21 protein-coding genes, 1 pseudogene and 2 riboswitches are annotated in these 26,997 nt (G+C 69.3%); of the genes and pseudogenes, 17 read left to right on the top strand and 5 right to left on the bottom strand.

The window, feature by feature from the left end; genetic code table 11:
* The first annotated feature begins 200 nt into the window (after nt 1–200).
* A riboswitch (TPP riboswitch) is annotated at nt 201–310 on the top strand.
* Complete coding sequence (gene thiC, locus HGG74_RS09860; RefSeq protein WP_168486190.1) at nt 307–2,043, top strand: phosphomethylpyrimidine synthase ThiC; 1,737 nt, start codon at nt 307–309, stop codon at nt 2,041–2,043. (Overlaps the previous riboswitch by 4 nt.)
* A gap of 49 nt (nt 2,044–2,092) precedes the next feature.
* On the opposite strand, the gene thiE is transcribed toward thiC, so the two are convergent.
* Entirely contained in the window at nt 2,093–2,749 is a 657-nt protein-coding gene (gene thiE, locus HGG74_RS09865) for a thiamine phosphate synthase (protein WP_168486191.1), read from the bottom strand.
* Nucleotides 2,750–2,813: 64 nt separating this feature from the next.
* Nucleotides 2,814–2,928, top strand: a riboswitch (TPP riboswitch).
* Between thiE and thiO the strand changes: the two genes are divergently transcribed.
* The 3 genes from thiO to HGG74_RS09880 all read left to right on the top strand — a co-directional run bounded on the left by thiO (nt 2,926) and on the right by HGG74_RS09880 (nt 5,153).
* Nucleotides 2,926–4,140, top strand: coding sequence for a glycine oxidase ThiO (gene thiO, locus HGG74_RS09870; RefSeq protein WP_168486192.1), 1,215 nt, complete (start codon nt 2,926–2,928; stop codon nt 4,138–4,140). It overlaps the preceding riboswitch by 3 nt.
* Nucleotides 4,137–4,376: a sulfur carrier protein ThiS gene (thiS, locus tag HGG74_RS09875; RefSeq protein ID WP_168486193.1), complete on the top strand. Its 240-nt coding sequence runs from the start codon at nt 4,137–4,139 to the stop codon at nt 4,374–4,376. The genes thiO and thiS overlap by 4 nt, the downstream gene beginning before the upstream one ends.
* Before the next feature lie 3 nt (nt 4,377–4,379).
* A complete protein-coding gene (locus HGG74_RS09880) occupies nt 4,380–5,153 on the top strand; it encodes a thiazole synthase (protein WP_168486194.1) in 774 nt (257 codons plus the stop codon).
* A gap of 22 nt (nt 5,154–5,175) precedes the next feature.
* Here HGG74_RS09880 and HGG74_RS09885 read toward each other — a convergent pair whose 3' ends face one another.
* Nucleotides 5,176–6,429, bottom strand: a complete 1,254-nt coding sequence (locus HGG74_RS09885; protein ID WP_168486195.1) for an alpha/beta hydrolase family protein — start codon at nt 6,427–6,429, stop codon at nt 5,176–5,178.
* A gap of 96 nt (nt 6,430–6,525) precedes the next feature.
* Between HGG74_RS09885 and HGG74_RS09890 the strand changes: the two genes are divergently transcribed.
* From HGG74_RS09890 to HGG74_RS09920, 7 genes are all read left to right on the top strand, one after another.
* Complete coding sequence (locus tag HGG74_RS09890; RefSeq protein WP_168486196.1) at nt 6,526–7,014, top strand: hypothetical protein; 489 nt, start codon at nt 6,526–6,528, stop codon at nt 7,012–7,014.
* 14 nt (nt 7,015–7,028) lie between these two features.
* Complete coding sequence (gene msrB / locus HGG74_RS09895) at nt 7,029–7,460, top strand: peptide-methionine (R)-S-oxide reductase MsrB (RefSeq protein WP_168486197.1); 432 nt, start codon at nt 7,029–7,031, stop codon at nt 7,458–7,460.
* Between the two features lie 265 nt (nt 7,461–7,725).
* Nucleotides 7,726–9,159: a DUF6421 family protein gene (locus tag HGG74_RS09900; protein ID WP_168486198.1), complete on the top strand. Its 1,434-nt coding sequence runs from the start codon at nt 7,726–7,728 to the stop codon at nt 9,157–9,159.
* On the top strand, nt 9,156–9,908 hold the full coding sequence (locus HGG74_RS09905) for an SDR family NAD(P)-dependent oxidoreductase (protein ID WP_168486199.1): 753 nt from the start codon (nt 9,156–9,158) through the stop codon (nt 9,906–9,908). The genes HGG74_RS09900 and HGG74_RS09905 overlap by 4 nt, the downstream gene beginning before the upstream one ends.
* A gap of 50 nt (nt 9,909–9,958) precedes the next feature.
* A complete protein-coding gene (locus HGG74_RS09910) occupies nt 9,959–11,050 on the top strand; it encodes a threonine aldolase family protein (protein ID WP_168486323.1) in 1,092 nt (363 codons plus the stop codon).
* Between the two features lie 74 nt (nt 11,051–11,124).
* Nucleotides 11,125–11,724, top strand: coding sequence for a DUF3000 domain-containing protein (locus tag HGG74_RS09915; RefSeq protein WP_168486200.1), 600 nt, complete (start codon nt 11,125–11,127; stop codon nt 11,722–11,724).
* A gap of 45 nt (nt 11,725–11,769) precedes the next feature.
* Nucleotides 11,770–13,098, top strand: coding sequence for an HRDC domain-containing protein (locus HGG74_RS09920; RefSeq protein ID WP_168486201.1), 1,329 nt, complete (start codon nt 11,770–11,772; stop codon nt 13,096–13,098).
* Between the two features lie 20 nt (nt 13,099–13,118).
* On the opposite strand, the gene HGG74_RS09925 is transcribed toward HGG74_RS09920, so the two are convergent.
* Nucleotides 13,119–14,405: an ammonium transporter gene (locus HGG74_RS09925; protein ID WP_312856807.1), complete on the bottom strand. Its 1,287-nt coding sequence runs from the start codon at nt 14,403–14,405 to the stop codon at nt 13,119–13,121.
* 555 nt (nt 14,406–14,960) lie between these two features.
* Between HGG74_RS09925 and aceB the strand changes: the two genes are divergently transcribed.
* The 5 genes and pseudogenes from aceB to HGG74_RS22250 form a co-directional block, all read left to right on the top strand.
* Complete coding sequence (gene aceB / locus HGG74_RS09930; RefSeq protein WP_168486202.1) at nt 14,961–16,589, top strand: malate synthase A; 1,629 nt, start codon at nt 14,961–14,963, stop codon at nt 16,587–16,589.
* A 130-nt stretch (nt 16,590–16,719) separates the two neighbouring features.
* The gene (locus HGG74_RS09935) at nt 16,720–17,541 is read left to right on the top strand and encodes a bifunctional allantoicase/(S)-ureidoglycine aminohydrolase (protein ID WP_168486203.1); all 822 of its coding nucleotides are present in this window, start codon (nt 16,720–16,722) and stop codon (nt 17,539–17,541) included.
* A 125-nt stretch (nt 17,542–17,666) separates the two neighbouring features.
* Nucleotides 17,667–19,307 (top strand): allantoinase AllB, encoded by a 1,641-nt coding sequence (gene allB / locus HGG74_RS09940; RefSeq protein WP_246262807.1) that lies wholly within the window; start codon nt 17,667–17,669, stop codon nt 19,305–19,307.
* A gap of 233 nt (nt 19,308–19,540) precedes the next feature.
* Complete coding sequence (locus tag HGG74_RS09945) at nt 19,541–21,124, top strand: NCS1 family nucleobase:cation symporter-1 (RefSeq protein ID WP_168486204.1); 1,584 nt, start codon at nt 19,541–19,543, stop codon at nt 21,122–21,124.
* A 69-nt stretch (nt 21,125–21,193) separates the two neighbouring features.
* A pseudogene (locus HGG74_RS22250) lies at nt 21,194–21,427 on the top strand (aspartate/glutamate racemase family protein); the annotation flags it as partial.
* A gap of 1,283 nt (nt 21,428–22,710) precedes the next feature.
* Here the strand turns inward: HGG74_RS22250 and HGG74_RS09955 are convergent.
* Nucleotides 22,711–23,550, bottom strand: coding sequence for a cyclase family protein (locus tag HGG74_RS09955; protein WP_168486205.1), 840 nt, complete (start codon nt 23,548–23,550; stop codon nt 22,711–22,713).
* A 116-nt stretch (nt 23,551–23,666) separates the two neighbouring features.
* Nucleotides 23,667–25,349, bottom strand: a complete 1,683-nt coding sequence (locus HGG74_RS09960) for a thiamine pyrophosphate-binding protein (protein WP_168486206.1) — start codon at nt 25,347–25,349, stop codon at nt 23,667–23,669.
* A 263-nt stretch (nt 25,350–25,612) separates the two neighbouring features.
* On the opposite strand from HGG74_RS09960, the gene HGG74_RS09965 reads away from it, so the two are divergent.
* Nucleotides 25,613–26,971: an MFS transporter gene (locus HGG74_RS09965; protein ID WP_168486207.1), complete on the top strand. Its 1,359-nt coding sequence runs from the start codon at nt 25,613–25,615 to the stop codon at nt 26,969–26,971.
* Nucleotides 26,972–26,997: the final 26 nt, after the last annotated feature.

Here is a 26,997-nt window from a genome sequence, read left to right on the forward strand (position 1 = left end):
ACGCCGGGTATCACCAATGTCCGTGGTCAGTACAGCTAGCGTTCGCAGCCTGCCCCGCACGCTTCGCGCACGGGGACCCCTGGCTGCTCTCTTCCGAGGATCCCGCCGCGAGCGAAGCGAGCAGCGGGGAGGCGCGACGCCCTGAAAGTTCCGCTTCCTTCGTCGAATCACGCTCCGGCCGCCGCACATGCTAGGGTCGTGGGCATCCACACGGGAGCCCTAATGCAGGGGCTGAGATCGGGCTGAGGCAGCCTGCGACCGTCGAACCTGTCCGGGTAATGCCGGCGAAGGAAGTGAGTACCCATCATGAACGATTCGTTCCATCCTGCCCACTCTCTGCAGTACGTCACCGGCCGGGAGCCGGGCATCCGGGTCCCGGTGACCGAAATTGCCCTGGCGGATTCGCCCAACGGCGACAAGAATCCCCCGCTGCGCGTCTACCGCACGGCCGGGCCGGGCAGCGATCCGGTCCGCGGACTGCCGCCGCTGCGTGCGGCGTGGATCGCCGGCCGCGGTGACACCGAGGCGTATGCGGGCCGGCGCCGCAACCTCCTGGACGACGGCCGCTCCGCGGTTCGCCGCGGTGCTGCCTCCGCGGAGTGGCGGGGCGCCAAGCCCGCGCCGCGCCGGGCTGCCCCCGGCAGGACCGTGACCCAGATGCACTACGCCCGGCGAGGCCTGGTGACCGAGGAAATGAAGTTCGTCGCCCTGCGCGAGAACTGCGACGTCGAGCTGGTCCGGTCCGAACTGGCGGCGGGCCGGGCCATCATCCCGGCGAACATCAACCACCCCGAGTCCGAGCCGATGATCATCGGCAAGGCGTTCCTGGTCAAGATCAACGCGAACATCGGCAACTCCGCGGTCACCAGCTCCATTGCCGAGGAAGTCGACAAGCTCCAGTGGGCGACCCGGTGGGGTGCCGACACCGTCATGGACCTGTCCACCGGGGACGACATCCACACCACCCGCGAGTGGATCCTCCGCAATTCACCGGTGCCGATCGGCACGGTCCCGATCTACCAGGCGCTGGAGAAAGTGAACGGCCAGGCCAACGAGCTGACCTGGGAAATCTTCCGGGACACCGTCATCGAACAGTGCGAGCAGGGCGTGGACTACATGACCGTCCATGCCGGCGTGCTGCTGCGCTACGTGCCGCTGACGGCCAACCGCGTCACCGGCATCGTCTCGCGCGGCGGATCCATCATGGCCGGCTGGTGCCTGGCCCACCATCAGGAGAACTTCCTCTACACGCACTTCGACGAGCTGTGCGGGATCTTCGCCCGGTACGACGTCGCGTTTTCCCTCGGCGACGGCCTGCGCCCGGGCTCGATTGCCGATGCGAACGACGCCGCCCAGTTCGCCGAACTGGATACGCTCGCCGAGCTGACCAGGCGCGCCTGGCAACACGACGTCCAGGTGATGGTGGAGGGCCCCGGGCACATTCCGTTCCACCTGGTCCGGGAGAACGTGGAACGCCAGCAGGAACTTTGCGACGGGGCCCCGTTCTACACCCTCGGCCCGCTGGTGACCGACGTGGCCCCGGGCTATGACCACATCACCTCCGCCATCGGCGCCACCGAAATCGCCCGCTACGGCACGGCCATGCTCTGCTACGTCACCCCCAAGGAACATCTTGGCCTGCCCAACAAGGACGATGTGAAGACCGGCGTGATCACCTACAAGATCGCCGCCCATGCCGCGGACCTGGCCAAGGGCCACCCGGGGGCACACGAACGCGACGATGCGCTGTCCAAGGCGCGGTTCGAGTTCCGGTGGCGGGACCAGTTCGCACTGTCCCTGGACCCGGATACGGCGGAGGCGTTCCACGACGAGACGCTGCCTGCCGAGCCGGCCAAAACCGCGCATTTCTGCTCCATGTGCGGGCCGAAGTTCTGCTCCATGCGGATCTCGCAGGACATCCGCGACCAGTTCGGCGGCGCGGCAGAGCAGGAAGCGATCGCGGGCATGAACGCGAAATCCGCCGAATTCCTGGCCGCCGGCGCCAAGGTCTACCTCCCCGAGCCGGCCATGCCGCGCACCTAAGCACGGGGCCGGGGATGCGTCCCGCTGGCACGCGTCCCCGGCCTTCCGGTCAGTTGCCCGCTGCAGGCAGCGGCGGCAGGGCCGCGCGCAGCCGGCGGGCTGCCTCGGCCGGATCCTGCGCCTCGGTGATCGCGCGGACGACGACGATCCGGGCCGCTCCGGCCTCGACTACCTGCTCGACATTGGACAGGTCGATGCCGCCGATGGCGAACCAGGGCCGCGTGCTGCCGGCCGCATGCACCTGCGCGGCGGCTTCCTTGACCAGTTCCAGGCCGACGGCGGTGCGTCCGGGCTTGGTGGGCGTGGCCCACACCGGGCCGGTGCAGAAATAGTCCAGTCCGGGCTCGGCCACCGCCGCGGCGACCTGCTCCGTGCTGTGCGTGGACAGGCCGATCTTCACACCGCTGCCGGTCAGCGAGCGCGCCGCGGCCAGCGGCAGGTCCTTCTGGCCGACGTGGAAGACCGGGGCGCCGGAGAGCACGGCGATATCGGCCCGGTCATTGACGGCCCAGAGCTTTTCATGGCTCCGGGCGGCGCCGGCGAGGACTGCCAGCAGTTCGAGTTCCTCGGCGGCCTCGATGTTCTTGTCCCGCAGCTGGATAATGTCGACGCCGCCGGCAAAGGCAGCGTCGACGAAGTCGGCAAAGTCGCCCTGGCGGGCGCGGGCATCGGTGCACAGGTACAGCTGGGCGGATCCAATCGGCATGCCTCCCAGCTTAGCCGGAGGCCGGGCAGCCACGCGTTGGCTGGATCCGGCAACTGCTAAGGTGGAATCCGACTGCGGGAGCCCGGCCGTCGGAACGACGCGGGCTGAGAGGGCGTACGGCGCCGACCGCTTGACCTGATCCGGTTAGTACCGGCGTAGGGAAGGAACGAGCAACTTTGCCTGAACACTCCGGGGCTCTTGGCCCCGACACCGATGTCGCCGTCGTTGGTGCCGGCATTGTCGGCCTCGCGATTGCCTGGGAGGCGGCACGCTCCGGGCGCACCGTCCGGGTAATCGATCCGGACCCCGCCGGCGGAGCCACCTACGCCGCCGCCGGCATGCTCGCCCCGGTCAGCGAACTGCACTACCAGGAAGAAGAGCTGCTCGAGCTCACCCTCGCCTCGGCCCGGCTCTACCCGGAGTTCGCCGGTTCGCTCGCCGGTCCCACCGGCTACCGGGCCACCCGGACGCTGGTGGTCGGCGCCGACGCGGCGGACCGGGCCGCCCTGGCCGACCTGCGGCAGCTGCAGCTGCGGCACGGACTGGCCGTGGAACCGTTCACCATCCGCCGGGCACGTTCCCTCGAACCGCTGCTCGGCCCCCAGCTGTCCTGCGCCTTCAGCATCGAACAGGACCACCAGGTGGATCCGCGGGTGCTCGCCGCCGCCCTGCAGTCGGCGCTGGCCGCGCACGCGGAGCAGCAGGGCTGGACCGGCTGGCTGCAGCGCGGGCGCGCCGCCGGACTGCTGCACGCGGACCCGGCGGACAGCACCTCGGCGGTTACCGGCGTCGAACTGGCCGACGGCAGCATGGTGCGTGCCGCGGAAGTGGTGCTGGCCAATGGGCTGGGGGCCGCTCGACTGGCCGGACTGCCGCAGGGGCTGCGCCTGCCGCTGCGGCCGGTCTACGGCGATATTCTGCGGCTGCGCGTTCCGCAGCACCTGCGGCCGCTGCTGACCAATACCGTCCGGGGCCTGGTCCGCGGCCTGCCGGTCTACCTGGTGCCCCGCGAGGACGGCACCGTCGTGCTCGGCGCCACCCAGCGGGAGGACGGTTCCGCCGCGGTATCCGCGGGCGGCACGTACCAACTGCTGCGCGATGCCCAGGTGCTGGTGCCCGCCGTCGCCGAACTGGAGCTGTTCGAGACGACGGCGCGGGCCCGGCCGGGCACGCCGGACAATGCTCCGCTGCTCGGCCGGGTGGCAGCTCCCGGCGGCGCCGATATTCCCGGCCTGATCGTCGCCACCGGTTTCTTCCGCCACGGCGTGCTGCTGGCCCCCGTTGCCGCGCAGATCTGCCGCGGTCTGCTGGACGGCGGCGCCGACGGACGCTGGGACCGGTTCCGGCCCGACCGTTTTTCCCTCATCCCCACTGGAAAGAGCCAACCATGACAGCCATCAACCTCAACGGCAGCCGGCGCCCGTTAGCCGCCGGGCAGACCCTCACCGACCTGGTCGCGGAAGTGACCGGACGGCAGTTCACAGCCGACGGCCTGCCCGCGGACGGGGCGCGGCTGGGCGTGGCCGTGGCGCGCAACTCCGAGGTCGTCCCGCGCCGCAGCTGGTCCGCCACCGTCCTGGCCGAGGGTGACGACATCGAAATTCTCAACGCGGTCCAGGGAGGCTGACGCATGGGCAACGATCCGCTGATCATCGACGGTGTGGCGCTGGATTCCCGGCTGATCATGGGCACCGGCGGCGCCCCGAGCCTGGACGGGCTCGGCGCGGCACTGGAAGCCTCCGGCACGGAACTGACCACGGTGGCAATGCGCCGCTACAGTCCTGCGGCCGGGGACTCACTCTTTGCGCTGCTGCTGGACAAGGGCATCCGGGTACTGCCCAACACCGCCGGCTGCTTCACCGCCCGGGAAGCGGTGCTCACGGCCGAGCTGGCCCGGGAAGCGCTGGAGACCGACTGGGTGAAGCTGGAGGTGATCGCCGACGAGCACACGCTGCTGCCGGACGCCGTGGAACTGGTGGAAGCTACCGAGCAGCTGGTGGCCCGCGGCTTCAAGGTCTTCGCCTACACCAACGACGACCCGGTGCTGGCCCTGCGGCTGGAGCAGCTCGGCGCGGCAGCCGTGATGCCCCTCGGCGCGCCGATCGGCACCGGCCTGGGCATCCTGAACCCGCACAATATCGAACTGATCGTCTCCCGGGCCGGCGTGCCGGTGGTGCTCGACGCCGGCATCGGCACCGCCTCGGACGCCGCCCTGGCCATGGAGCTGGGCTGCGACGCCGTGCTGCTGGCCACTGCGGTGACCCGGGCTCAGGATCCGGTGCGGATGGCCGCGGCGTTCCGGCACGCCGTCGTCGCCGGCCGGCTCGCCGCGGGCGCCGGGCGCATCCCCCGCCGCGAGCACGCCCAGGCCTCCTCGGCCATGGCCGGCCGCCCGGACCTGTAAGGGACGGCCTGCCCCGGTACAGCTACGCGGACGGACGCCGGAGCACCTGGCTCAGCCACCCGGCCACCACGCGTTCCCAGCGTTCGGGCTCCACGTTCCACTCCTTGGTGTGCCCGGGGCTGGAGAACCTCTCGAAGGTCACCAGCTCCGGGTTCCGCTCGGCCAGTTCGGCCGACGGTCCGTACGGGACAAAGTCGTCGAGCTCACTGTGCAGGATCAGGGTCGGCACCGCCAGGTGGTCCGAGCGCGAAACCCAGTCCATCATTTTCAGGTCCACCGGCGCCGCCAGGCCGGTGAGCAGCCGGCCGGCGCGGTTCGAGATCAGCCACTGCGAGAAACGCCCCACCGTCTCCGGGATCCGGTTCAGCCTCGCCTGGTAGGCCAGCACGTCGATCCAGTTGATCACCGGCGCGTCCAGCACCAGCGCCCGGATCCGGTCCCGGTACACCGACTGGTCCGCCGCCTGCAGGCTCACCGCCGCTCCCATGGACCAACCGAAGAGCACCACGTCCTCGGCCCCCCGTGCCAAGGCGAAGCCGATGGCCGCCTCCACGTCGCGCCATTCGGTCATGCCCAGCCCGTACCGGCGGTCCGGGGCATGCGGGGCCTCGCCGTCGTTGCGGTAGGAAATCAGCAGCGACGCCAGTCCCAGCCTGCGGGCCGCGGGAACCGCGCGCAGGCCCTCCGTGCGGGTGGCACCGCGGCCGTGGACCATGATGGCCCAGGTCCGTCCGTCGTGCTCCGCCGGGACCAGCCACGCCGGCGCTTCCCCGCCTTCGACGGCGATCCGAACCTCCTCGCTGGGCAGCCCGGCGGCAGCCGGGTCCGGATACGCCGAGCCGCCCCACCAGCCGCGCACGGCCCGGGACAGGTCTCCGGAATAGACGCGTTCCACCTTCCGCTGCACCGTGCGCTCGCGCGGGGAATAGGAAGTGACCTCCCCGACCCGGGCGTGCCCGGCACCGCCGTCGAAATAGACGCTGTATACGCCGGGAGCTGTGGTTTCCGCGGTGGCCGGCAGGATGATTTCCCGCTCCGCGCCGGAGCCGGTCACGGCCAGGATGGCCAGATCCTGCGGCCGGACCCGCGCCGGGGTGAGCACCTGGCGGGCAAAATAGGAGGCCAGCCCGGAGGTGGCCCCGGCCACCAGCGAGCCGGCCGCCGCCCCGCCGGCCGCCCCCAGCAGTGCCCAGCGGGTCCAGGGCAGCGTCACGGTCCTGCCGGCGGCCGGCGCGGCTTCAATGCTGTTCACTGGCGGTACACCGAACAGATCCATAGCACTATTCATACCTCATCGGCGCTGCCGGACCCCGGCGGGAGCGCGGGCACCGGCCCTGTTGTCCGGTGCCCGCGGGCTGGCTACTCTGGGCGCATGAGTGAAACGGTCGTGGTGCTCACCGAGGAACCGCTGAACGAAGCAGACGTGCAGAACCTGCAGCTGCTGGCCGGCGACGAAACAACGTTCAGCGTCCTGATTCCCGAGGACACCCGGCGCAACCTGGTCCTGGACTTCCTGGACCGGCTGAGCATGCTCGAGGTGGCCCGGGCCTTCCGCGAGCTGCTCCACGGCCAGCCCAAGCCGGAGGAAGCCCGGCTGGCGGCCGATGAAGCAAGGCGGATCTCCGCCGAGGCCCTGGTCCGGGCGGGTCTGCCCGGGAGCGTGGAGGTCGTCGGCGACGACGGCGTCACCGCGCTGGTGGACTACGTCAAGAACCACGAGGTGACCCGTGCGGTGGTCATCACCACTCCGCACGCGATCGAGGACACCTTCCACCGGGACTGGGCCAACCGTGCCCAGGAGAAGCTGGGCATCCCGGTCCTGCACCTGTATTCCGGCACGGGATACATCGGGGACTCCTGAGCGTTGAACGAAACATGAGCGAGAAGAGCGAAACCAGCATCCCGGCCCCCGTGTCCAGGACCGACGAGGAATGGCGCCGGGAGCTCACGCCGGAGGAATACCATGTCCTGCGGCAGGCCGGCACCGAGCGCCCCTACACCGGCAAGTACTGGGACACCCACACCGCCGGCGTGTACAAGTGCCGGGCCTGCGGCACCGAACTGTTCACCAGCAAGGAGAAGTTCGACTCGCACTGCGGCTGGCCGTCCTTCTTTGCGCCGCTGGCCGAGGGACGGGTCCGCTACCTGCGCGACAGCACCCTGGGCATGGAGCGCATCGAGGTCCGCTGCGCGGCGTGCGATTCGCACCTGGGCCACGTCTTCGAAGGCGAGGGCTACCCCACGCCCACCGACCAGCGCTACTGCATCAACTCGATTTCCCTGACCCTGGTCCCCACCGAGGAGTAAGGGAAACACCCCCGCCCCTCCCACAAACCGGCCGGCGAATACTGCCTGTCTGCGCCAGCCGGCCACCGCACAACCCATCACCATGCAGAAGCCCGGCCAGCGAGAGCCGGGCTTCTGCATGTCCTGCGGCCGCCACCTTCGAGGCTAAGAGTTTCTTACTTTGGTTTTATTTTGAGGTAAGAGCAGCTTTTGTGTTGCTACGCTCGGTGCCAGAACTCCAGTACAGATTCCCGGCTCCACCCGGGCACGAGAAAGGTTGGGCACCATGACCATCACCGCCGACGGTTCCGGCACCACCGCCGCGCGCTCCCCGCTTGCTTCGGCCGCCTCCGGCATCGCCGTCCACCCGGCCTGGCTGCGCCTGAAGGCTGCCGCCACCGCCATCCAGCCGCTGCAGGTCCACGACGGCTCCGTCCCGGAAGAGGCCGGCCGCGCCGAGGCAGCCGGACACGTGGACACCATCGTGGGTGCCATCGGGGAACTGTCCCCGCTGCTGCCGCACGACGCCGCCTACCTGGCCGCGCTGGTCAAGGACTTCGGGCGGTGGGCCGCCGGCGGCTTCGGTGTCCCGGACTTCCTCGACTCGCTCACCGCCTTCCAGCCGCAGCTGGACCGCGAAAACGGCCTGGTGCACCTGGTGGTCTTCCCCATGTACACGCAGAACGGCAGCCCGGACCGCCTCGTCGAGGCCGTGCTCGTGGAGGTCATCTGGCCCGGGTTCATCGCCGAACTGGAAGCAGGGGACTACTCCAACAAGCTGTTCGTGCCGATCCGTTTCCTGGACTTCACCGCCGGCTACGACACCAACTCCGCCGTGCTCTTCCCGGAGACCGTGGCCATGCGCGAGACGCCGGCCTTCACCTGGGGCGCCATCTTCGCCGACCGCGAGGCAGCCCGTTTCCGCCGCGTGCTCCGCGCCGCCGCCGGCATCACCTCGCTCGACCTGCCCCAGGACGCCGCAGCCCTGCTCGAGAACCAGCAGCTGGCCGAAGAGACCTTCGTGATGTGGGACCTGATCCACGACCGCACCCACATGCGGGGGGACCTGCCCTTCGACCCGTTCATGATCAAGCAGCGCATGCCCTACTTCCTCTACTCGCTCGAGGAACTGCGCTGCGACCTGACCGCCTTCCGCGAGGCGGTGCGCATCCAGCACGACGCCGGTGCGCCGGAAGCAGCGCGCCGGCATGCCGCACTGGTCCAGTACGCGGTCATCTTCGACCGCATCTTCCGCTTTGCCATCACCGGCAACCGGGTGCGCAACTACGATGGACTGGGCGGCCAGCTGCTCTTCGCCTGGATGCACCAGCACCGGGTCCTGCACTGGACCGACGGCAAGCTCTCCATCGACTGGGACCTGGTGCCGGAGGTCGTGATCGCCCTGGGCCGGCAGATCGATGACCTCTACTGGCGCTCCATCGACCGGCCCAAGGTGGCCCACTGGCTCGCGGCCTACGAAATGCTCACCAGGACCCTCACCCCGCACCCGGCCTCCGTCTGGGCCAAGGGACCGGAGGCCCTGCCGCTGACCGGCCTGCCCCGCGAGATCACCGACCAGGTCCTGGACGACGAATTCCCGCTGTCCATGTTCTACGAGGCCCTGGCCAGGAAGCTGCGCCCGGTGATCGAATCCACCGCAGGCATCACCGGCAGCACGGACAGCGCGGCAGCCCCTGCCGGGAACGGCTCCGCAGCATGAGCGGGCCCCTGGCCGGCGTGCGCGTGGTGGTTGCCGGCGCCACCGGCGCCTCCGGTGTCGCGGTGGCTGCCGCACTCACCGCGGCCGGGGCCGCCGTCGTCGCCGTCGGCAGCAACGACGATCACCTCAAAAAGGCCTTCGGCGCTGACGACGGCACGGCACAACCAGGCGTGGCCACCTACCGCTGCGACCTGGCGGATCCGGAGGCCGTGGCACAGCTGGCCGCCGCGGTCCGTGCCGAGCAGGGGCCGGTGGACGGACTGATCCACCTGGTCGGCGGCTGGCGCGGCGGCAAAGGAATTGCCGGCCAGACCGACGAGGACTGGAACTTCCTGCAGCGGAACATCGTGACCACCCTGCGCAACACCACCCGCAGCTTCTACCCGGACCTGGTGGCCTCCCCGCGCGGCCGGGCCGCGATCGTCTCCGCCACCGCCGTGGACTCGCCCACCGCCGGCGGCGCCAACTACGCCGCGGCCAAGGCCGCGGCCGAGACCTGGATGCGCGCCGTCGCCCAGGGCTTCCGCAAGGACCAGACCGTCCCCGGCAACGACGGCGCCGCTGGCAGCCTGCGCTCGGCCGCCGTCGTCTTCGTGGTCAAGGCGCTGGTGGACGCCGGGATGCGCGCCGCCGACCCGGAGCGCAGCTTCGATGGCTTCACCGACGTCGATGACCTCGCGGAAGCGGTGCGGGACCTGTTCACCACCGATGCCGCCGGGCTGAACGGCAGCCGGCGGAAGCTGGCCTGAGCCCCGACCCGTTTCAAAGGATACGAGATACTTAACCCGTGACTGACGCAATGATTTCCACCCCGCTGTCCACTCCCCTGCACGACGCTCCCCTGCACGACCCCGCACTGCGCGGCTTCGCCTCGGACAACTACTCCGGCGTACACCCGGAAATCCTCGAAGCCCTGGCCAACGCCAACGGCGGCCACCAGGTCTCCTACGGCGAGGACGTCTACACCGGGCGCCTGCAGCAGGTCATGGCCGGCCACTTCGGACCCGGCGCGGAAACCTTCCCGGTGTTCAACGGCACCGGGGCGAACGTCACCGCCCTGATGTCCCTGCTGCCACGCTGGGGCGCGGTCATCTGCGCCGCCACCTCCCATATCAACGTGGACGAAAACGGCGCACCGGAGCGGGTGGGCGGCATGAAGCTGCTCGCCGTACCGACCGAGGACGGCAAGCTCACCCCCGAGCTGATCGACCGGGAGGCCTGGGGCTGGGGCAACGAGCACCGCGCGCAGCCGCTGGCCGTCTCCATTACCCAGTCCACGGAACTGGGCACGCTGTACACGGTGGAGGAAATCCGCTCCATCGCCGACCATGTCCATGCCCGCGGCATGAAGCTGCACCTGGACGGGGCCCGGCTGTCCAACGCCGCCGCGGCGCTCGGACTGCCGCTGCGCGGCTTCACCCGCGATGCCGGAGTGGACGTGCTCAGCCTCGGCGGCACCAAGAACGGACTGATGTTCGGCGAGGCGGTCGTCGTCTTCGACCAGCAGACCGCGGCGCAGCTGACGTACCTGCGCAAGATGAACATGCAGCTGGCCTCGAAGATGCGCTTTGTCTCGGCCCAGCTGGTCGCCCTCTACGAGGGCGACCTGTGGCTGCGCTCGGCCTCGCATGCCAACGCCATGGCTGCCCGGCTGCGCGCCGCCGTGGAGGGCCTCGACGGGCTGTCCATCACCCAGGCCACCGAGGCCAACGCGGTCTTCGCCGCCCTCCCGCCCGGTGCGGCGGACCGGCTGCGGGAGAAGTTCCGCTTCTACGACTGGGACGCCGCCAAGGGCGAAGTGCGCTGGATGTGCTCCTTCGATACGACCGAGGAGGACGTGGATGCCTTCGCCGAAGCCATCCGCGAGGAGCTCGCTGGATACCGCCGGTGAGCTGTCTGGGAATTGTCCGGATGTGACCGGCGAGCCTGCCGCCGGCCGCACCGGGCCCGTCTTAAGCTGGCCCAGTGAGTTCGACCGGTGACCTGTCCGCAGCCCCCGCGGAATTCCTGACGGCGCTGACGGCACTGCGCCGGGCACAGTGCCGCCCCGAGCTGAACCTTGCCGAGCTGCCGGCGCCCGCCAAGCTGGCTCCCTACGCGGTGGCACTGGAAGCGGTGGTGACCGGCAGCGCCTCAGGGCTGGCCGGGGAACCCGAGACGGAGCTGGCCACCGGCCGGTTCATCCTGCTGTATGACCCCGCCGGCCGGGATGTCTGGGGCGGCACCTTCCGGATCGTCACCTACATCCGGGCCGAGCTGGAGGCGGACATCGGCAAGGACGAGCTCCTCGGATCGGTGGCCTGGGCCTGGCTGGTCGAGGCACTGGAGAACCACTGCACCGGCTACCGCAACGCCGGCGGCACCGCCACCCGCATCCTCTCCCAAAGCTTCGGCACCATGGCCGGCAGCCAGGACTCGGTCGACATCGAGCTGCGCGCGTCCTGGACACCGGATTCGGCGGACGTGCAGTCGCACCTGGAAGCCTGGTCCGAAATGGTCTGCAGCTTCGCCGGCCTGCCGCCGCTGCCCGACGGCGTCCTGTCCCTGCCGCTGCGGCGGCACTAAGGCCGGCGGCGGCTGCGACGTGCGGTGGCTTAAACTGGAAGAACCATGACTTTTGTGACCTCGGATTCCCCTGCCCAGCCCAACGACGGAGCGGGTGGGAACACCCCGGCAGCGGATCCGGAAACGGCCGCCCCGGTCCTGGCCGTCCTCGACGAACCGCGCGACGGCATTCCCCTGGTGGTCAATACCCCCGGCGGCCTGGAACGCGCAGCCGAGGCCATCGCCGCCGGCAGCGGGCCGGCCGGCGTGGACGCCGAGCGGGCCTCCGGCTTCCGCTACGGCCAGCGTGCCTTCCTGGTGCAGATCCGCCGCGAAGGTGCCGGGACGTGGTTGATCGACCCCGAGCCCTTCGGCGACCTGGGCATGATCAACGAAGCCCTGGCGGGCGTCGAATGGATCCTGCACGCCGCCACCCAGGATCTGCCCTGCCTGCGCGAGCTGGGCATGAACCCGGACAAGCTCTTCGATACCGAACTGGCGGCGCGCCTGGCCGGACTGCCCCGCGTGGGCCTGGCCGCCGTGATCGAGAGCATGCTCGGCTTCACCCTGGCCAAGGAACACTCCGCGGCCGACTGGTCCACCCGCCCGCTGCCCGAACCCTGGCTGCGCTACGCAGCCCTCGACGTCGAAGTCCTCCCCGAGCTGCGCACGGCCCTGATCGCCAAGCTGGAGGAGGACGGCAAGCTCGGCTATGCCGAAGAGGAATTCGAGGCCCTGCGCACCGCTCCCCCGGCAGCCCCCCGGACCGATCCGTGGCGGCGCACCTCGGGTCTGCACCAGATCCGCGACCGCCGCCAGCTGGCGGCCGCCCGCGAACTCTGGCTCGAGCGCGAACAGCTGGCGGCCAAGCGCGACGTCGCCCCCGGCCGGCTGATTCCGGATTCCGCCATCGTGGCCGCTGCCCGGGCCATGCCGGCCACCGTGCCCCAGCTGCTGGCCGTCAACGGCTTCCACGGCCGGGCGGCCAAGCGCGAGGCGCCGCGCTGGCTGCGCTGCATTGCCGCAGCCAGCCAGCTCACCGACCTGCCGCCGCTGCATGTGGCCACGAACGCTCCGCCGCCGCCGCGCGTGTGGGCGGAAAAAGACCCCGCAGCGGCCGCCCGCCTGCAGACCGCCAGGCCCCGGCTCGCCGCCCTGGCCGAACGGCTCAACCTGCCGGTGGAAAACCTGCTGACCCCGGACTACCTGCGCCGCCTGGCCTGGCGGCCGCCGGCCCCGGTCACCGAGGAATCCCTCGCCGCCGAGCTGGCCGGGCTCGGAGCCCGGCGCTGGCAGGTCCAGCTCGCCGCCCCGGTGCTGGCCGAGGCGTTCCTGCACCCGGAGCCGCTGGCGGAACGGAAGAACGGCGGACGGGACGCGGCCGCCGGCGGGTAGCCCGTCCGCGGGCTCTCCCGTCAGTCCCGCTGCCGCGCGCCGGTCCCGTGCCGGACGTGGGCGGCATTGAACCGGCCCTGGCCCAACCCGCCGAATTCATAGGCAGTCTCGGCGTGTTCGGACACATCGACGCCGGCGATCTCGTCCTCGCGGCTGACCCGGAAACCAATGGTCCTGTGGATGGCCAGGCCGATGACCGCGGTCACCAGGCCGGCCAGGACAAGGGTGACGAGGACTGCGACCACCTGGGCCACCAGCTGCTGGAAACCGCCGCCGTAGAAGAGCCCTCCACCGTGGCCGTCCACGGGCAGGGCGATGAAGCCCAGGGCCAGGGTGCCGACGAGCCCGGCTACCAGGTGGACACCGACGACGTCGAGCGAATCGTCGAAACCGAACCGGTACTTCAGGCCGACGGCCAGGGCTGAAACGACACCGGCCACCGCGCCCAGGCCCAGGGCACCAACAGGGCTGACGTCGGCGCAGGAGGGCGTGATCGCGACCAGGCCGGCGATGACTCCCGATGCCGCCCCCAGGGACGTGGGGTGGCCGTCGCGGATCTTTTCCGTGGCCAGCCAGCCGAGCATGGCTGCCGCCGGAGCAGCTACGGTGTTGATCCAGATCAGGCCGGCCTGCTCCGCGGTGGCGGCGGCTCCGGCATTGAAGCCGAACCAGCCGAACCACAGGAGGCCTGTGCCGAGCATGACGAAGGGCAGGTTGTGCGGGCGGTGGCCGGGATCCCTGCCGAAGCCGTGGCGCTTGCCAAGGATCAGGGCCAGGACCAGCCCGGCCACGCCGGCGCTGATTTCGACGACGGTGCCGCCGGCGAAGTCGATGACCTGGCCGAAAACCGAACTGAGGGCTCCGCCCGGGCTCAGCAGCCCGCCGCCCCAGACCATGAAGGCGAGCGGGCAGTACACAAGAGTGACCCAGAGCGGGACGAAGATGGCCCAGGCGCCGAATTTCGCCCGGTCGGCAATGGCACCGCTGATCAGGGCCACGGTGACCATGGCGAACGTGGCGCTGTAGCCCGCCTGGATGAGGTCGGGCGAGCCGATGAGGTTGGACAGCCCGAAGCTGGTGAACGGGCTGCCGAAGAGGCCGTCAACGCTGTCGCCGCTGATCATGGAGTAACCCCAGAGGATCCACACGACACCCACGATGCCTGCGGAGACGACGCTCATCATGATCATGTTCAGCGCGGCTTTCGCCCGGGTCATGCCGCCATAGAAAACGGCCAGCGCGGGCGTCATGAGCAGGCAGAGCGCCGCCGAAACCATCATCCAGACATTTGCCGCAGTCAGTTGCACCTGCGCGTCCCTTCCCGTCCTCTACGTCACGACGGGCCCTGTTGCTGCCGGCCGCGTGTCCGCCATCAAGGTTCACCGATCCATGTTTCAGCCGACGCAGGGACAGATTGCGGGCAAGTTACCGAAAAAGCGGTCGCGTAAAGAGTGCGTCACCGCAGTGTTTCGGCAATGTAAACGAGGGCAAGGGGCGGACGACGGCGGGAGGATCCGTGCCGCGGCGGCGCCGGCACCCGGGTGCCGGCGCCGCCGTTTTTTGTTCCGCACGACGTCGGCTTCGAAATGCCGAATTATGGCAGGCCCCTTTTGTGCAGCGGCACTGGTGACCCGCCTGAACCCGAGGCGGTACATTTTCTGCATGCCAACCACAAGGCGGCACCAGATCACCAGGCCGGACAGTACGGTGCAGGCGCTGGACGAAGCTGCATCGCCCCCGGCGTCCCGCAGGCCGTGGCCGGAAGAAGGCACCATGCCGCGGAACAACGGCACACCTGGCCAAACAGAAATAACCATCCCACGGGCGCCCGGAACAAGTACCGCAACAGAGGGAGCTGCACCATGACACTCGAGTTCACCACCCCGGCCGGATTGGACCGCGCGGGCGGGATCCTCACCGACGAGGCCCTTGCCTTCGTCGAGGCCCTGCACCGGAACTTCGCCGGCCGCCGCGAGGAGCTGCTGGGCGAGCGGGTCACCGCACGCCGGAAGGCAGCCTCGGACGGCTTCCTCGACTTCCTTCCCCAGACCCGCGAAATCCGCGGGAGCGAGTGGAAGGTCGCCCCGGCACCGCCGGCCCTGCAGGACCGGCGGGTGGAGATTACCGGCCCGGCCACGCCCGCGAAGATGGCGATCAACGCCCTGAACTCCGGGGCGAAAGTGTGGCTGGCGGATCTGGAGGACGCCGCGAGCCCCTCCTGGCACAACCAGGTGGACGGCATCCTCAACCTGCGCGACGCCGCCCTGGGCACCCTCAGCTACACTTCCCCCGAGGGCAAGAGCTACGCCTTGCGGCAGGACGCGCCGCTGGCCGTCGTGGTCACCCGCCCCCGCGGCTGGCATCTGCCGGAGTACAACGTGATCGTGAACGGCGCGCCGGCCTCGGGCTCGCTCGTGGACTTCGGTCTGCATTTCTTCCACACCGCCAAGCTGCTGCTGGCCAACGGCCACGGCCCGTACTACTACCTGCCGAAGCTGGAGTCCCACCTCGAGGCCCGGCTGTGGAACGACGTGTTCACCTTCGCAGAGGAGTATCTCGGGATCGAGCACGGCACCGTCCGCGCCACCGTGCTCATCGAGACGGTCCCCGCCGCGTTCCAGATGGAGGAGATCCTCTACGAGCTGCGCGAGCATGCCTCCGGACTTAATGCCGGGCGCTGGGACTACCTGTTCAGCATCATCAAGTACTTCCGCGACGCGGGCGCGAAGTTCGTCCTGGCGGACCGTTCCACCATCACCATGACTGCCCCGCTGATGCGCGCGTACACCGAATTGCTGGTGAAGAGCTGCCACCGCCGCGGCGCCTTCGCCATGGGCGGCATGGCCGCGTTCATCCCCAACCGCCGCGAGCCCGAGATCACCGAGGCCGCGTTCGCCAAGGTGCGCGCCGACAAGACCCGCGAGGCCACCGACGGCTTCGACGGCTCCTGGGTGGCCCACCCGGACCTCGTGCCGATTTGCCGGGAGGTCTTCGACGAGGTGCTCGCCGGGAAGCCCAACCAGGTGGACCGCCTGCGTGAGGAGGTCCAGGTCACCGCCGAGCAGCTGCTCGATGTCCCCAGCGCCGGCAGCGTGCGCACGCAGAAGGAACTGGCCCTCAACCTCTACGTCGCCATCCGTTACACCGCCGTGTGGCTGTCGGGCAACGGCGCCGTAGCCATCCACAACCTGATGGAGGACGCCGCGACCGCAGAGATCTCCCGCTCCCAGGTCTGGCAGCAGATCAGGAACGGCGTGGTCTACGAGGACACCGGCAACATGGCCACCCGCGAGCTGGTCGCCGAGGAGCTGGAGCGGCAAAAGGAGGTGCTGCGCGGGGAGGTGGACGCCACGTCCTTCGAGCAGTTCTTCGAACCCGCCGCCGGCCTGATCGCCGACCTCGTCCTCGGCGAGGAGTATGTCGATTTCCTGACCCTGCCCGCCTATGACCTGCTGGAGAAGGCGGCTCTCAACGTACTGGGGACGAAGTGAGCGCTTCCCACGCGGAGACCGGGGTCCTGCCCGGGCGGTCCAGCACCGGCCGGGCGAGCGGGACCTGTTCCCCCCCTCGCCCATCCCCAGCTGCGCCCCCGGATCCCCCGTTCCCCCGAAGGCAACTGACATGACCGAACGCACCTACTCCGCCCCGCACGGCGGTCATCCACCCCAGACCGATCTGCTCACCGACCGGGCGATGTTCACGGAGGCGTACGCGGTGATCCCCCGCGGGACCATGCGCGACATTGTGACCAGCCGGCTCCCGTTCTGGGATGACACCCGGCTCTGGGTGCTCGCACGCCCGCTCTCCGGCTTCGCCGAAACATTCTCGCAGTACATCATGGAGGTCGGCCCCGGCGGGGGCAGCGACCGGCCCGAGACCGCCTCCGGCGTCGAGGGCGTCCTCTTCCTCATGGAGGGCGCCCTCACCCTGACCCTCGAGGGCGAGGAGCACGAGCTCGTCCCGGGGGGCTACGCGTACCTGCCGCCGGAGAGCGAGTGGACGGTGCGCAACCATGGCGGCGAGCCCGCCCGCTTCCACTGGATCCGCAAGGCCTACGAGTACGTCCGGGGCATCGAAGTGCCGGAGCCGGTCGTGGCCAACGAGCAGGACGTCGAACCGACACCCATGCCGGGCACCAACGGCCGGTGGGCGACGACGCGGTTTGTCGACCCGGACGACGTCCGGCACGACATGCACGTCACGATCGTCACCTTCGAGCCGGGCGGGGTGATCCCGTTCGCGGAGACCCACGTCATGGAGCACGGTCTCTACGTGCTCGAAGGAAAGGCCGTTTACCGGCTCAACCAGGACTGGGTCGAGGTGGAGGCCGGGGACTTCATGTGGCTGCGGGCCTTCTGCCCGCAGGCCTGCTACGCAGGCGGACCCGGCCGCTTCCGGTACTTGCTCTACAAGGACGTCCACCGGCAGATGAAGCTCGCCTGAGCCGGACGGCTGCTCAGGCACGTGGGCGCCCAACCCGCCCAGGACCTCCCGGAGCTCGTCCGGCCGAAGAACACAACCGACGACGCACCGGCCGATGCCGGTGCGGACATGCAGGAGGGAATCCGATGACGGAGAAGAAGGACCCCAGTGAGGGCGCCACGGACGCCGCCGGGCAGCCCCGGACCACGCCCGGGATCCCGGCGGAGACCGCCAAGGAGGACTCGGCCCGCTCCGCGACCAAGCCCGCCGAGGCGCAGGGCGCCTACGAGTCTGAACAGGCCTACAAGCTCGAGGTCAGCGAGGACGTCAACGACCCCGGACGCATCCGCCGCCTCATCGCCGAGTACAAGCGGGAACACGGGCTCGGCGACGATGCCGTCGACTCCCCGCCCACCGGTACCGGCGACGACGGTGCCTTCGGCGGGGACCGCCGCGGGTTCGATCTCGTGCTGCGGGGCCGGAACGTCTCGTGCGGAGACGTGTTCTCGCCCCGGGAGGTCGGTGTGCGCAACGGCAGGATCGTGGCCATCGAGCCCCTCGGGGCCGGTCTGCGCGGGCGCGAGGTGGTGGAACTGGCCGACGACGAGTTCCTGCTCCCGGGGTTGGTCGACACCCACGTGCACATCAACGAGCCGGGCCGCACCGAGTGGGAAGGCTTCGCCTCCGCCACGCGCGCCGCGGCCGCGGGCGGGGTGACCACGGTCCTCGACATGCCGCTCAACTCGATCCCGGCCACGGTGAACGTGCCGGCTTTGGAGTACAAGCGGCTCTTCGCCCGGGACAACGTCTTCGTGGACGTCGGCTTTTGGGGCGGGGCGGTTCCCGGCAACAAGGCCCACCTGCGCGAACTGCACGACGAAGGGGTCTTCGGCTTCAAGTGCTTCCTGCTCCACTCGGGCGTGGACGAGTTCCCGCATCTGGAGGCCGACGAGATGGAGGAGGACCTGGCGGAGATCAAGACCTTCGACTCCCTGTTGATCGTGCATGCCGAGGACTCCCGGGCCATCGACCGGGCCCCGCACCCGGAGGGGGACGTCTACGCGAACTTCCTGAAATCGCGTCCGCGGGGCGCCGAAAACCTGGCCATCGCCGAGGTCATCGAGCGCACCCGCTGGACCGGCGCCCGCTCCCACATCCTGCACCTGTCTTCCTCGGATGCCTTGTCCATGCTCGCCACCGCAAAGCGCGATGGCCTGGACATCACCGTCGAGACCTGCCCGCACTACCTGACCCTGCTCGCCGAGGAAGTGCCCAACGGGGCCACCGCCTTCAAGTGCTGCCCGCCGGTGCGGGAGGTCGCCAACCGGGAACTGCTCTGGGAGGGGCTGCTCGACGGGACCATCGACTTCATCGTCTCGGACCACTCCCCCTCGACGCTCGACCTCAAGGACCTCGGGAACGGGGACTTCGGGGTGGCCTGGGGCGGCGTGTCTTCCCTGCAGCTCGGGCTGTCCCTGATCTGGACCGAGGCCCGCCGGCGCGGCATCGGCCTGGAACGGGTGGTCGAGTGGATGGCCACGCGGCCCGCCCGGCGGGCCGGGCTGCGCTCCAAGGGCAAGCTGGCCCTGGGCTACGACGCCGACCTGGTGGTCTTCGCGCCCGACGACGCATTCGTGGTGGACGCCAGGAAGCTGCATCACAAGAACCCCATCACGCCCTACCAGGGCAAGGCACTGTCCGGGAAGGTCCGCAAAACCTACCTGCGCGGCACCGTGGTGGACTTCAACTCGCCCCGAGGGCGGCTCATCCGGCGCGGAGAACAGTGAGACCGGACGGGCACCAGCGGCGCAGGTTGAACGCCATGCATGCCCGGAAGCTCTTGACCGTGATCTGCGCCACAGATAACATGGTTTCGCCAAATGGAATTGGTCTTTCACAATATGGAAATTGAGCTGCGGCGCGGACCTTGGCCAAGGCCTGTCCAGCCGGCAGCACAGTCCCCACGGACGCCAGCCCGCCTCCGGGCCACGCCATTCTCCGCCGCAGGAAGGTCTGAACCATGTCCCACCAGCAGGGTCCCGGCTCGCACGACGAGCATGGCCATCCGCCCCTGATCGATCCGGAACCGTGGGGCACCGGCGACCCCGCGGTCGAAGAGATCGTGCGGGGAGAACCGGCCGTCCCGGAACAGTTGCCCGCGGGCATCAGCCCCCGGCTCTACAACGAGGACCTGGCGCCCACCACCCGGAAGGGCCGCACGTGGCACGCCTACAGCATCTTCACACTGTGGGCCAACGACGTGCACTCGCTGGGCAACTACGCGTTCGCCATCGGCCTGTTCGCCCTGGGGCTGGGCGCCTGGCAGATCATGCTGGCATTCCTCCTCGGCGCCATCCTACTGTTCCTGCTCCTGAACCTTTCCGGGTTCATGGGCGAGCGGACGGGAGTGCCGTTCCCGGTCATAAGCCGGATCGCGTTCGGGGTGTGGGGTTCCAACATCCCCGCCATCATCCGCGGCGCCGTGGCCGTGGCCTGGTTCGGCATCCAGACCTATTTGGCCTCGATGGTGCTGCGGGTACTGATCCTCGCCCTCGCCCCGTCGCTGGCACCGCTGGACACGAACTCCTTCCTCGGCCTCTCGACCCTGGGCTGGATCTCGTTCCTGGTGCTGTGGGCCGTCCAGACTGTCATCGTCAGCTTCGGCATGGAGATGATCCGCAGGTACGAGGCCTTCGCCGGCCCGGTCATCCTGCTCACCATGCTGTCCCTGGCCATCTGGATGTTCGTGGAGGCCGGCGGATCCATCGCCTGGTCCACCGCCGAGTCCCTGACCGGCGCCGAGATGTGGGTGCGGATCTTCCAGTCCGCGGCCCTGTGGGTGGTCATCTACGGAACGTTCGTGCTGAACTTCTGCGACTTTACCCGCGGCGCCCCCTCCGAGCGGTCGGTGGTGCGCGGCAACTTCTTCGGCATCCCCATCAACATGCTCTTCTTCGCCGCCATCGTCATCGTCCTCTCGGGCGCCCAGTACAAGATTGACGGGACGGTCATCGAATCGCCCACCGACGTCGTCAACGCCATCCCGAACACGTTCCTGCTGGTGCTGGCCTGTCTCGCGCTGATCATCCTGACGGTCGCCGTGAACCTCATGGCCAACTTCGTGGCGCCCATCTACACACTCTCCCACCTGTTCCCGCGCCGGCTGAACTTCCGCCGGGCCGGCATCGTCAGCGCCGTGATCGGCCTGGTCATCCTGCCATGGAACCTGTACAACTCGCCGCTGGTCATCGTGTACTTCCTCGGCGGCCTCGGCGCCCTCCTCGGCCCGCTGTTCGGCGTCATCATGGCCGACTACTGGCTGCTCCGGAAGGGCAAGGTCAACATCCCGGACCTCTACTCGGAGTCCCCGGACGGAGAATACGCCTACACCCGCGGCGTCAACCGGAAGGCCGTCCTCGCAGGTACACCCGCCGCCGTCGTCGCCCTGGTGCTGGCGCTCGTCCCGGCATTCACCTACGTCTCCGGCTTCTCCTGGTTCGTCGGCGCGATCCTGGCCGCAGTGATCTACCTGCTGATCTCAGACCGCCACGCGACGTTCAACGCGGTCGACGGCGAGCCGATCGCCGTCGCCCCGAAGCACTGACCGTCCGGCAGGGACCCCGGCAACACCGCTCCCCGGGCGAAAGGCTATCCCGCCACGCGCATCCTTGTGGTCGCCTCTCCCGGGACGGAGGTCATGCCCCTGACCCCGTTGTTCGGAGCGGAATCCGTCGAAGGCAACTACGAGAGCTATCTGGGGGCCGTGGCGGTCATGGGGACCGGCCGCGCCTGTCCGGAGCCGTTCGACGCCCGCCATCCAGGCAAGCTATGGCGAGCACGGCAGGGAGGGCCTGCAGGGATCCTGGAGGTGCCCGTGGTTGATATCACGGAGGCCACCGCGGTCACGACTGCCGGGTCGCTCATCCGGATGGGATTGTCCACGCCGAAGGCCCGGACCTACGCTGCTCCCCGGCAGAAGGGCTTCAGGAACTGGCCTCCCCTGCCGGCTTAGGCCTGTTGCCCTGTCCGCCACAGGCCGTGCCTGCCGTCGAGGTTAAGAATCCGTATCGGTGAGATTACGAAACCAGCACGCTCAATCCCGGCACCGGGGTTACGACCCCGGCCTTTGCTCCCAGGGTTTTAGGTGCACTGTCGGGGCGCGGTGCAACGCATGGGGAAGGAAAGACTCCCCGAGGGACGGCACCCTCAGAAGTGCGGTAGTGATGGGCCGGGCAGCCCTCTCAAGGCACGGCTTGGGAACCAAGGAGCGGCCAGGTACGAGAAACCGGGGCCCGCCGGCCACTCCTCCTGTCTTAGGGGACGTGTCTGCCACGTCGAGGGGCACCCAAGGTTCGCGAAAGTTCCATCACCATGAAAGACGTAATTTCGGCGCGCCCGCTGGTCTGGGTTTCAGGCACGATACTGGGTCTGCTCTCTGTTCTCGGGGCGGCTGCGCCGGCCAGTGCAGGCACGACTGTGCCTGCGACGGTCAATGTGGCCGCCGGAGGCGGCTACGGCCACGGCTGGGATGACGACTGGGACCACTGCTGGCACCATCACCACGGGCATTGGAACCATTGGGATGACGATGACCACTGGGACGATTGCGACTGGCATCATGACCATGACTGGTACTTCTCGTATGACCACGACGGCTATGACCGCTTCGACAGGCACCACGACCAACCACCGGTACGTCTTCATCAGGTACTAAACGCTGACAATCCGGCAACAAGAGAGCGGGGTACCGGGACGACCCGGTACCCCTTTTTTGGCGCTAACCGCGCGCCTTGGCCTGTTGTACCGCACGACGTGGGCGTCCCGTGGACGGTTAGCGGCCCGGCGAGTACGTGCACGGCGAACGCTTCGGTGGTTTTCCAGGTCGCGAACGCCGTCCACCGCCAGTCCGCGCACCAGGCCGCCAGCAGCGGCGGCAGGGATACGGAGGTGACGCTGTTGCTGACCAGCCCCCGCCGGACGCCCATCAACACCGGCCGAGGTGACGATGGCAATGCCGGCCCTCCAGCAGCGCATGACGCTGTGCAGGTCCTCGGGGCAATCCGGTGCTGGTTGAGGGTTTCCATACTCGTCCTCCTGTGGGAAGCGGGGTGTGCCCGACGGCGGCGCCCCGGTTCCGCTGTCATGGAACCGGGGCGCCGCCGTCGGGCATCGATGCGGCCGCAAGCGGCCTCACCTGGCCTCCGTCTGCTGGCGCACCTTCGGCACGAAGGCTAGCACACGGGCCGGGCTGCCGCTGCCGCCGACGATCGGCAGCGGCGCGACCACGATCATGGCACCGCGGGCAGGCAGCTGCGCCAGGTTCTGCAGCGAGGTGATCCCATACTTGTCGGCGCCGAGCAGGTAATAGTGCATCGGGAAGGGCGGATCCAGCAGGGCCGCGTTGCCAGCGTCGATGCCGACCGTCTCCACGCCGAAGCCGGCAATGCCGGTTTCCTCGGCGAGCCACTTGGCGCAGGCTGCCGAGACGCCGGGGGTGTGCGAGCCGTTCTCGTCGATGTTCAGGAACTTCTCCCGATCCTGGGCGAACTGGTCCCAGCCGGTGCGGTAGAGCACCCAGCCGCCGTCGGGCAGCGGCCCGTGTTCGGCCTGCCAGGCCTTGACATGCTCCACCTCAAGCAGGAAATCAGGGTCGGCGGCGGCCTGTTCCGTGAAGTCGAGGACAACCGCCGGGCCGGCCAGGCGCGGCAGCGGGATGTCCGCGACGTCGTGGCTGTCCCGGCCGGTGATCCAGTGCACCGGGGCGTCGATGTGCGTGCCGATGTGCTCACCGGTGTGGATGTTGGCGTGCTTCCAGAACGGGCCCGGCTCGTTGTACTCGCTGACCGTCTCCAGGCTGAAGTCGATCAGGTTCGCGAACGGTTGCGGCAGGCGCAGGGTAGGCGTTTCGGCGCTGAGCCGGTTGGTCAGGTCCACGATCCCCACCCCGCCGCCGGCCAAGGCAGCCAGGAAACCGGCGACGGGGCCGGTTTCGGTGCCGCCGGCGGGGGTGTTTGCTGTTTCCTGGGTCATTTCATCCCACTTTCGTCAGGTACGGGTCTGTGCATCGATTCTTGCTTCCGCAGCGAGCGGCAGGCTAGCCGGTCCGCGCAATATCCTGTGCGGTATGCGCGGGGGTCCGGTCCGGCTCAGTGCCCCTTGAAGGCCTCGGCCAGCCACCAGGCGCCGCCGTCGGAAGCGATCTTCGCGTCGATCACCAGCGGCGCGGTCCGCGGCCCCTCCAGCCAGGCGCGCACCCCGGCCAGGTCCGCCTCGGTCCGCACTGTCACGCCGGCGGCCCCGTAGCCGCGGGCAATCGCGGCGATGTCGGTCTCCGGGAAGGTCACGGTGGACAGATCCGGAATGTCCGCCCCGTCGGCCTCGCCAAAGTGGTGCACCTCGGCGCCGTAGGCGGCGTCGTTGTAAACGATGCACACCAGCGGCAGCCCCAGCCGAACGGCTGTCTCCAGCTCCGAAATGCCCATCAGGAAGCCGCCGTCGCCGGTGCCCAGCACCGGCAGCCGGTCCGGGCGGGCCAGCGCCGCACCGATGGCCGTGTAAAGGCCCAGCCCGATGGACTGGAACGCCTGGGTGAAGCAGAAGCCGAACTCGTCCGGCACGTCCAGGTACTGGCTGGGGTAGCCCATGAAGTTGCCCGAATCCACGGAGACAATCCGTTCAGCAGGCAGCAGCGCGTCCAGCCTGGCGCTGAGCACGCGCGGGTCGATCCGGCCCTGGCCCGAATCGTTCGCCGTCGACAGGTCCTCGATGGCCACGTCCTGCCACCGGGCTTCGGCCTTGATCCGCCGCCGCACCTCCTCGGTGCGGTACCTGGTGGCGCCGCCCCGGCCGCGCAGCTCCTCGAGCACCGCGGACGCCGTCTCCGCGCTGTCCCCGAGCACGCCAAGGTCCACCGGGCGGTTGGCGCCCAGGGCCGAATCCTCCAGATCCACCTGCACCACCTTGGCCCCGGTTCCGATCAGCCGGCCGTGGCGCATGGTCCACATGTTCAGCGCACAGCCGAAGCCGACCACCAGGTCGGCCCCGCTGATCAGTTCGGCGGCCAGCGGCGTGGAAAACCCGCCGGAAATACCCAGGTTGAACTCGTCGCCGTTGAACAGGCCCTTCGCCACCGCCGAGGTGGCCACCAGCGCGCCGGTGTGCGCAGCGAGCTCGAGGATCTGCTCCCGGGCACCGCGGCCGCCGCGGCCGGCCACGAAGACCGGGCGTTCGGCGGCGGCGATTAGTTCCGCCAGCGCCAGGACCGCGGACCGGCCGGGCCGCACCGGCGCCGGCACGGCTACCTGCCGCACCGCTCCGGCAGCTTCCGGGGCAGGCAGCGCCTGGACATTCAGCGGCAGGTTCAGCACCACGGTGCGCCGGTCGTTGACAGCGGTACGGTAGGCACGCACGACATCGTCGACGGCGCTGGCGGCCGAGTGCACGCGCTCGGCGACGGCCCCCACGCTGCGCGCGAAGCCCGGCTGGTCCATGGCGAAGTTGGAACGCACTGCGGCGCCGGCGGTTTCGGCGGCGAGCACCAGCAGCGGGGTGCGGCTCTTGGCCGCCTCGCCGATGCCGGTGCCCGCATTGGTCAGTCCGCAGCCCTGGTGCACGGAGACAATGCCCAGCCGGCCGGACATCCGGGCATACGCGTCCGCCATGGTGGCGGCACCGCCCTCGTGCCGGGCAGCAGTGAAGGGCACGCCGGCGGCGCGCAGCGCATTGGTGACCTCGAAGTTGCCGCTGCCGACCACCCCGAAGGCATGGCCGGCACCAAGCGCGGCAAGGGTGCGTCCGACCAGGGCCGCAACACTGTTTGGTTCTATCATTGGGTGTCCTCGCACTTGGTCCCGCTGGCGGGAAGGTGGCTGCCGGCCGTACCGGCGGTTCTGAAGTTGCAAGCATCGCTGATGTTCCGGCTTTTCGGGATCCGCTGCCTCGTTACGGTGGACAAGTCCTCGCCGAACGGGAACCTGGAACCAGTATCCCGGCAGGATATTTCTATCGAGCTCTTGTAACGGGCGTCAAGATCAGTAAATAATATGACACGGGTCACAACCACTCCCCCGTACCCTCACGAGTAAGGCAAACAATGGCTACCTCCAGTCCGACGGCGTGGAACGTCCCGCGCCGCACCACGTCCACGGTCCTGTTCGCCTGCTGGCTGGCCATCCTGGCCGAAGGCTACGACGTTGGCGTGCTCGGCGCCGTCCTGCCGGCCCTGGCCGAGTACAAGGCCTGGGACCTCACGCCCCTGCAGCTGGGCGGGCTGGGCGCCTACGCCCTGGTCGGCATGCTCTTCGGTGCCCTGTTCATCGGCACCGCCAGCGACCTGGTCGGGCGCAGGAAAATGCTGCTGGTCTCCATGGCGATCTTCACCGTTACCCAGCTTGGCGCCGCCATCGCACCGACCCCCGAGCTCTTCGGGCTGTTCCGTTTCCTGGGCGGACTCGGCATGGGTGGCGTCATCCCCGTGGCCGCGGCCCTGACCATCGAATACTCGGCACCGAAGAAGCGCTCCTTCAATTACGGCCTGATGTATTCCGGATACTCGCTGGGCATTGTCGCATCCGCGCTCGTTGCCATGGCCGTCCTGCCCACCCTGGGCTGGCGCTGGGTCATCGGCGCCGGTGCGGTGCCGCTCATCGTGCTGCCGGTGATCATGATGATCCTGCCCGAATCCCTCGAATACCTGGTGGCCAAGCGCCGCTACCGCGAGGCCGGACAGCTGGCGGCGCGCCTGGGCATCACCGGCTTCGACCCGCAGGCCGCTGCGCCGGCGCAGAAGGTCCAGGAACGCAAGGCCTCCTGGACGCAGGTGCTGGCCGCCATGTTCTCGCGCCGGTTCCTGCGCTCCACGGTGTTCTTCTGGATCTCGCTGTTCTGCGGCATGGTGCTGGTCTACGGGCTGAACACCTGGCTGCCGGCCATCATGCGCCAGGCCGGCTACGATCTGGGCTCCTCGCTGACCTTCCTGCTGGTCTTCAGCCTGGCCTCGGCCGCCGGCGGCCTGGTGCTCGGCCGGGCGGCGGACCGCTACGGCCAGAAGCTGATCCTGGTCCTGTTCTACCTGCTCGGCGCCGGCGGCATCCTGCTGCTGATGTTCCCCAACAACCTCGTGGTGAACCTGCTGTTCGTGGCCTTCGCCGGCATCGGCTCCATTTCGACGTCGCTGGTGCTCACCGGCTACATTGCCGACTACTACCCAGCCAATGCCCGCGCCACGGCCACCGGCTGGGCCCTGAGCTTCGCCCGCATCGGCGCCATCTCCGGTCCGTTGATCGGCGGCTGGATCGGCTCGGCCAAGCTGCCGTTCGAGTGGAACTTCATCGTCTTCGCCCTGGTCGGTGCCCTGGCCGCCGGCGCCGTGGCGCTGATTCCCAGGACCAGGCCGGCGTCCGGCGCCGTCCAGCCGGCCGGGGAACAGGAACCTGCCTCCGTGCAGGCCTGAGGCGGCTCCCAGGCAACCGACGGCGG

It is taken from the genome of Arthrobacter mobilis (assembly GCF_012395835.1).
GTDB classification, from domain to species: Bacteria; Actinomycetota; Actinomycetes; order Actinomycetales; family Micrococcaceae; genus Crystallibacter; species Crystallibacter mobilis.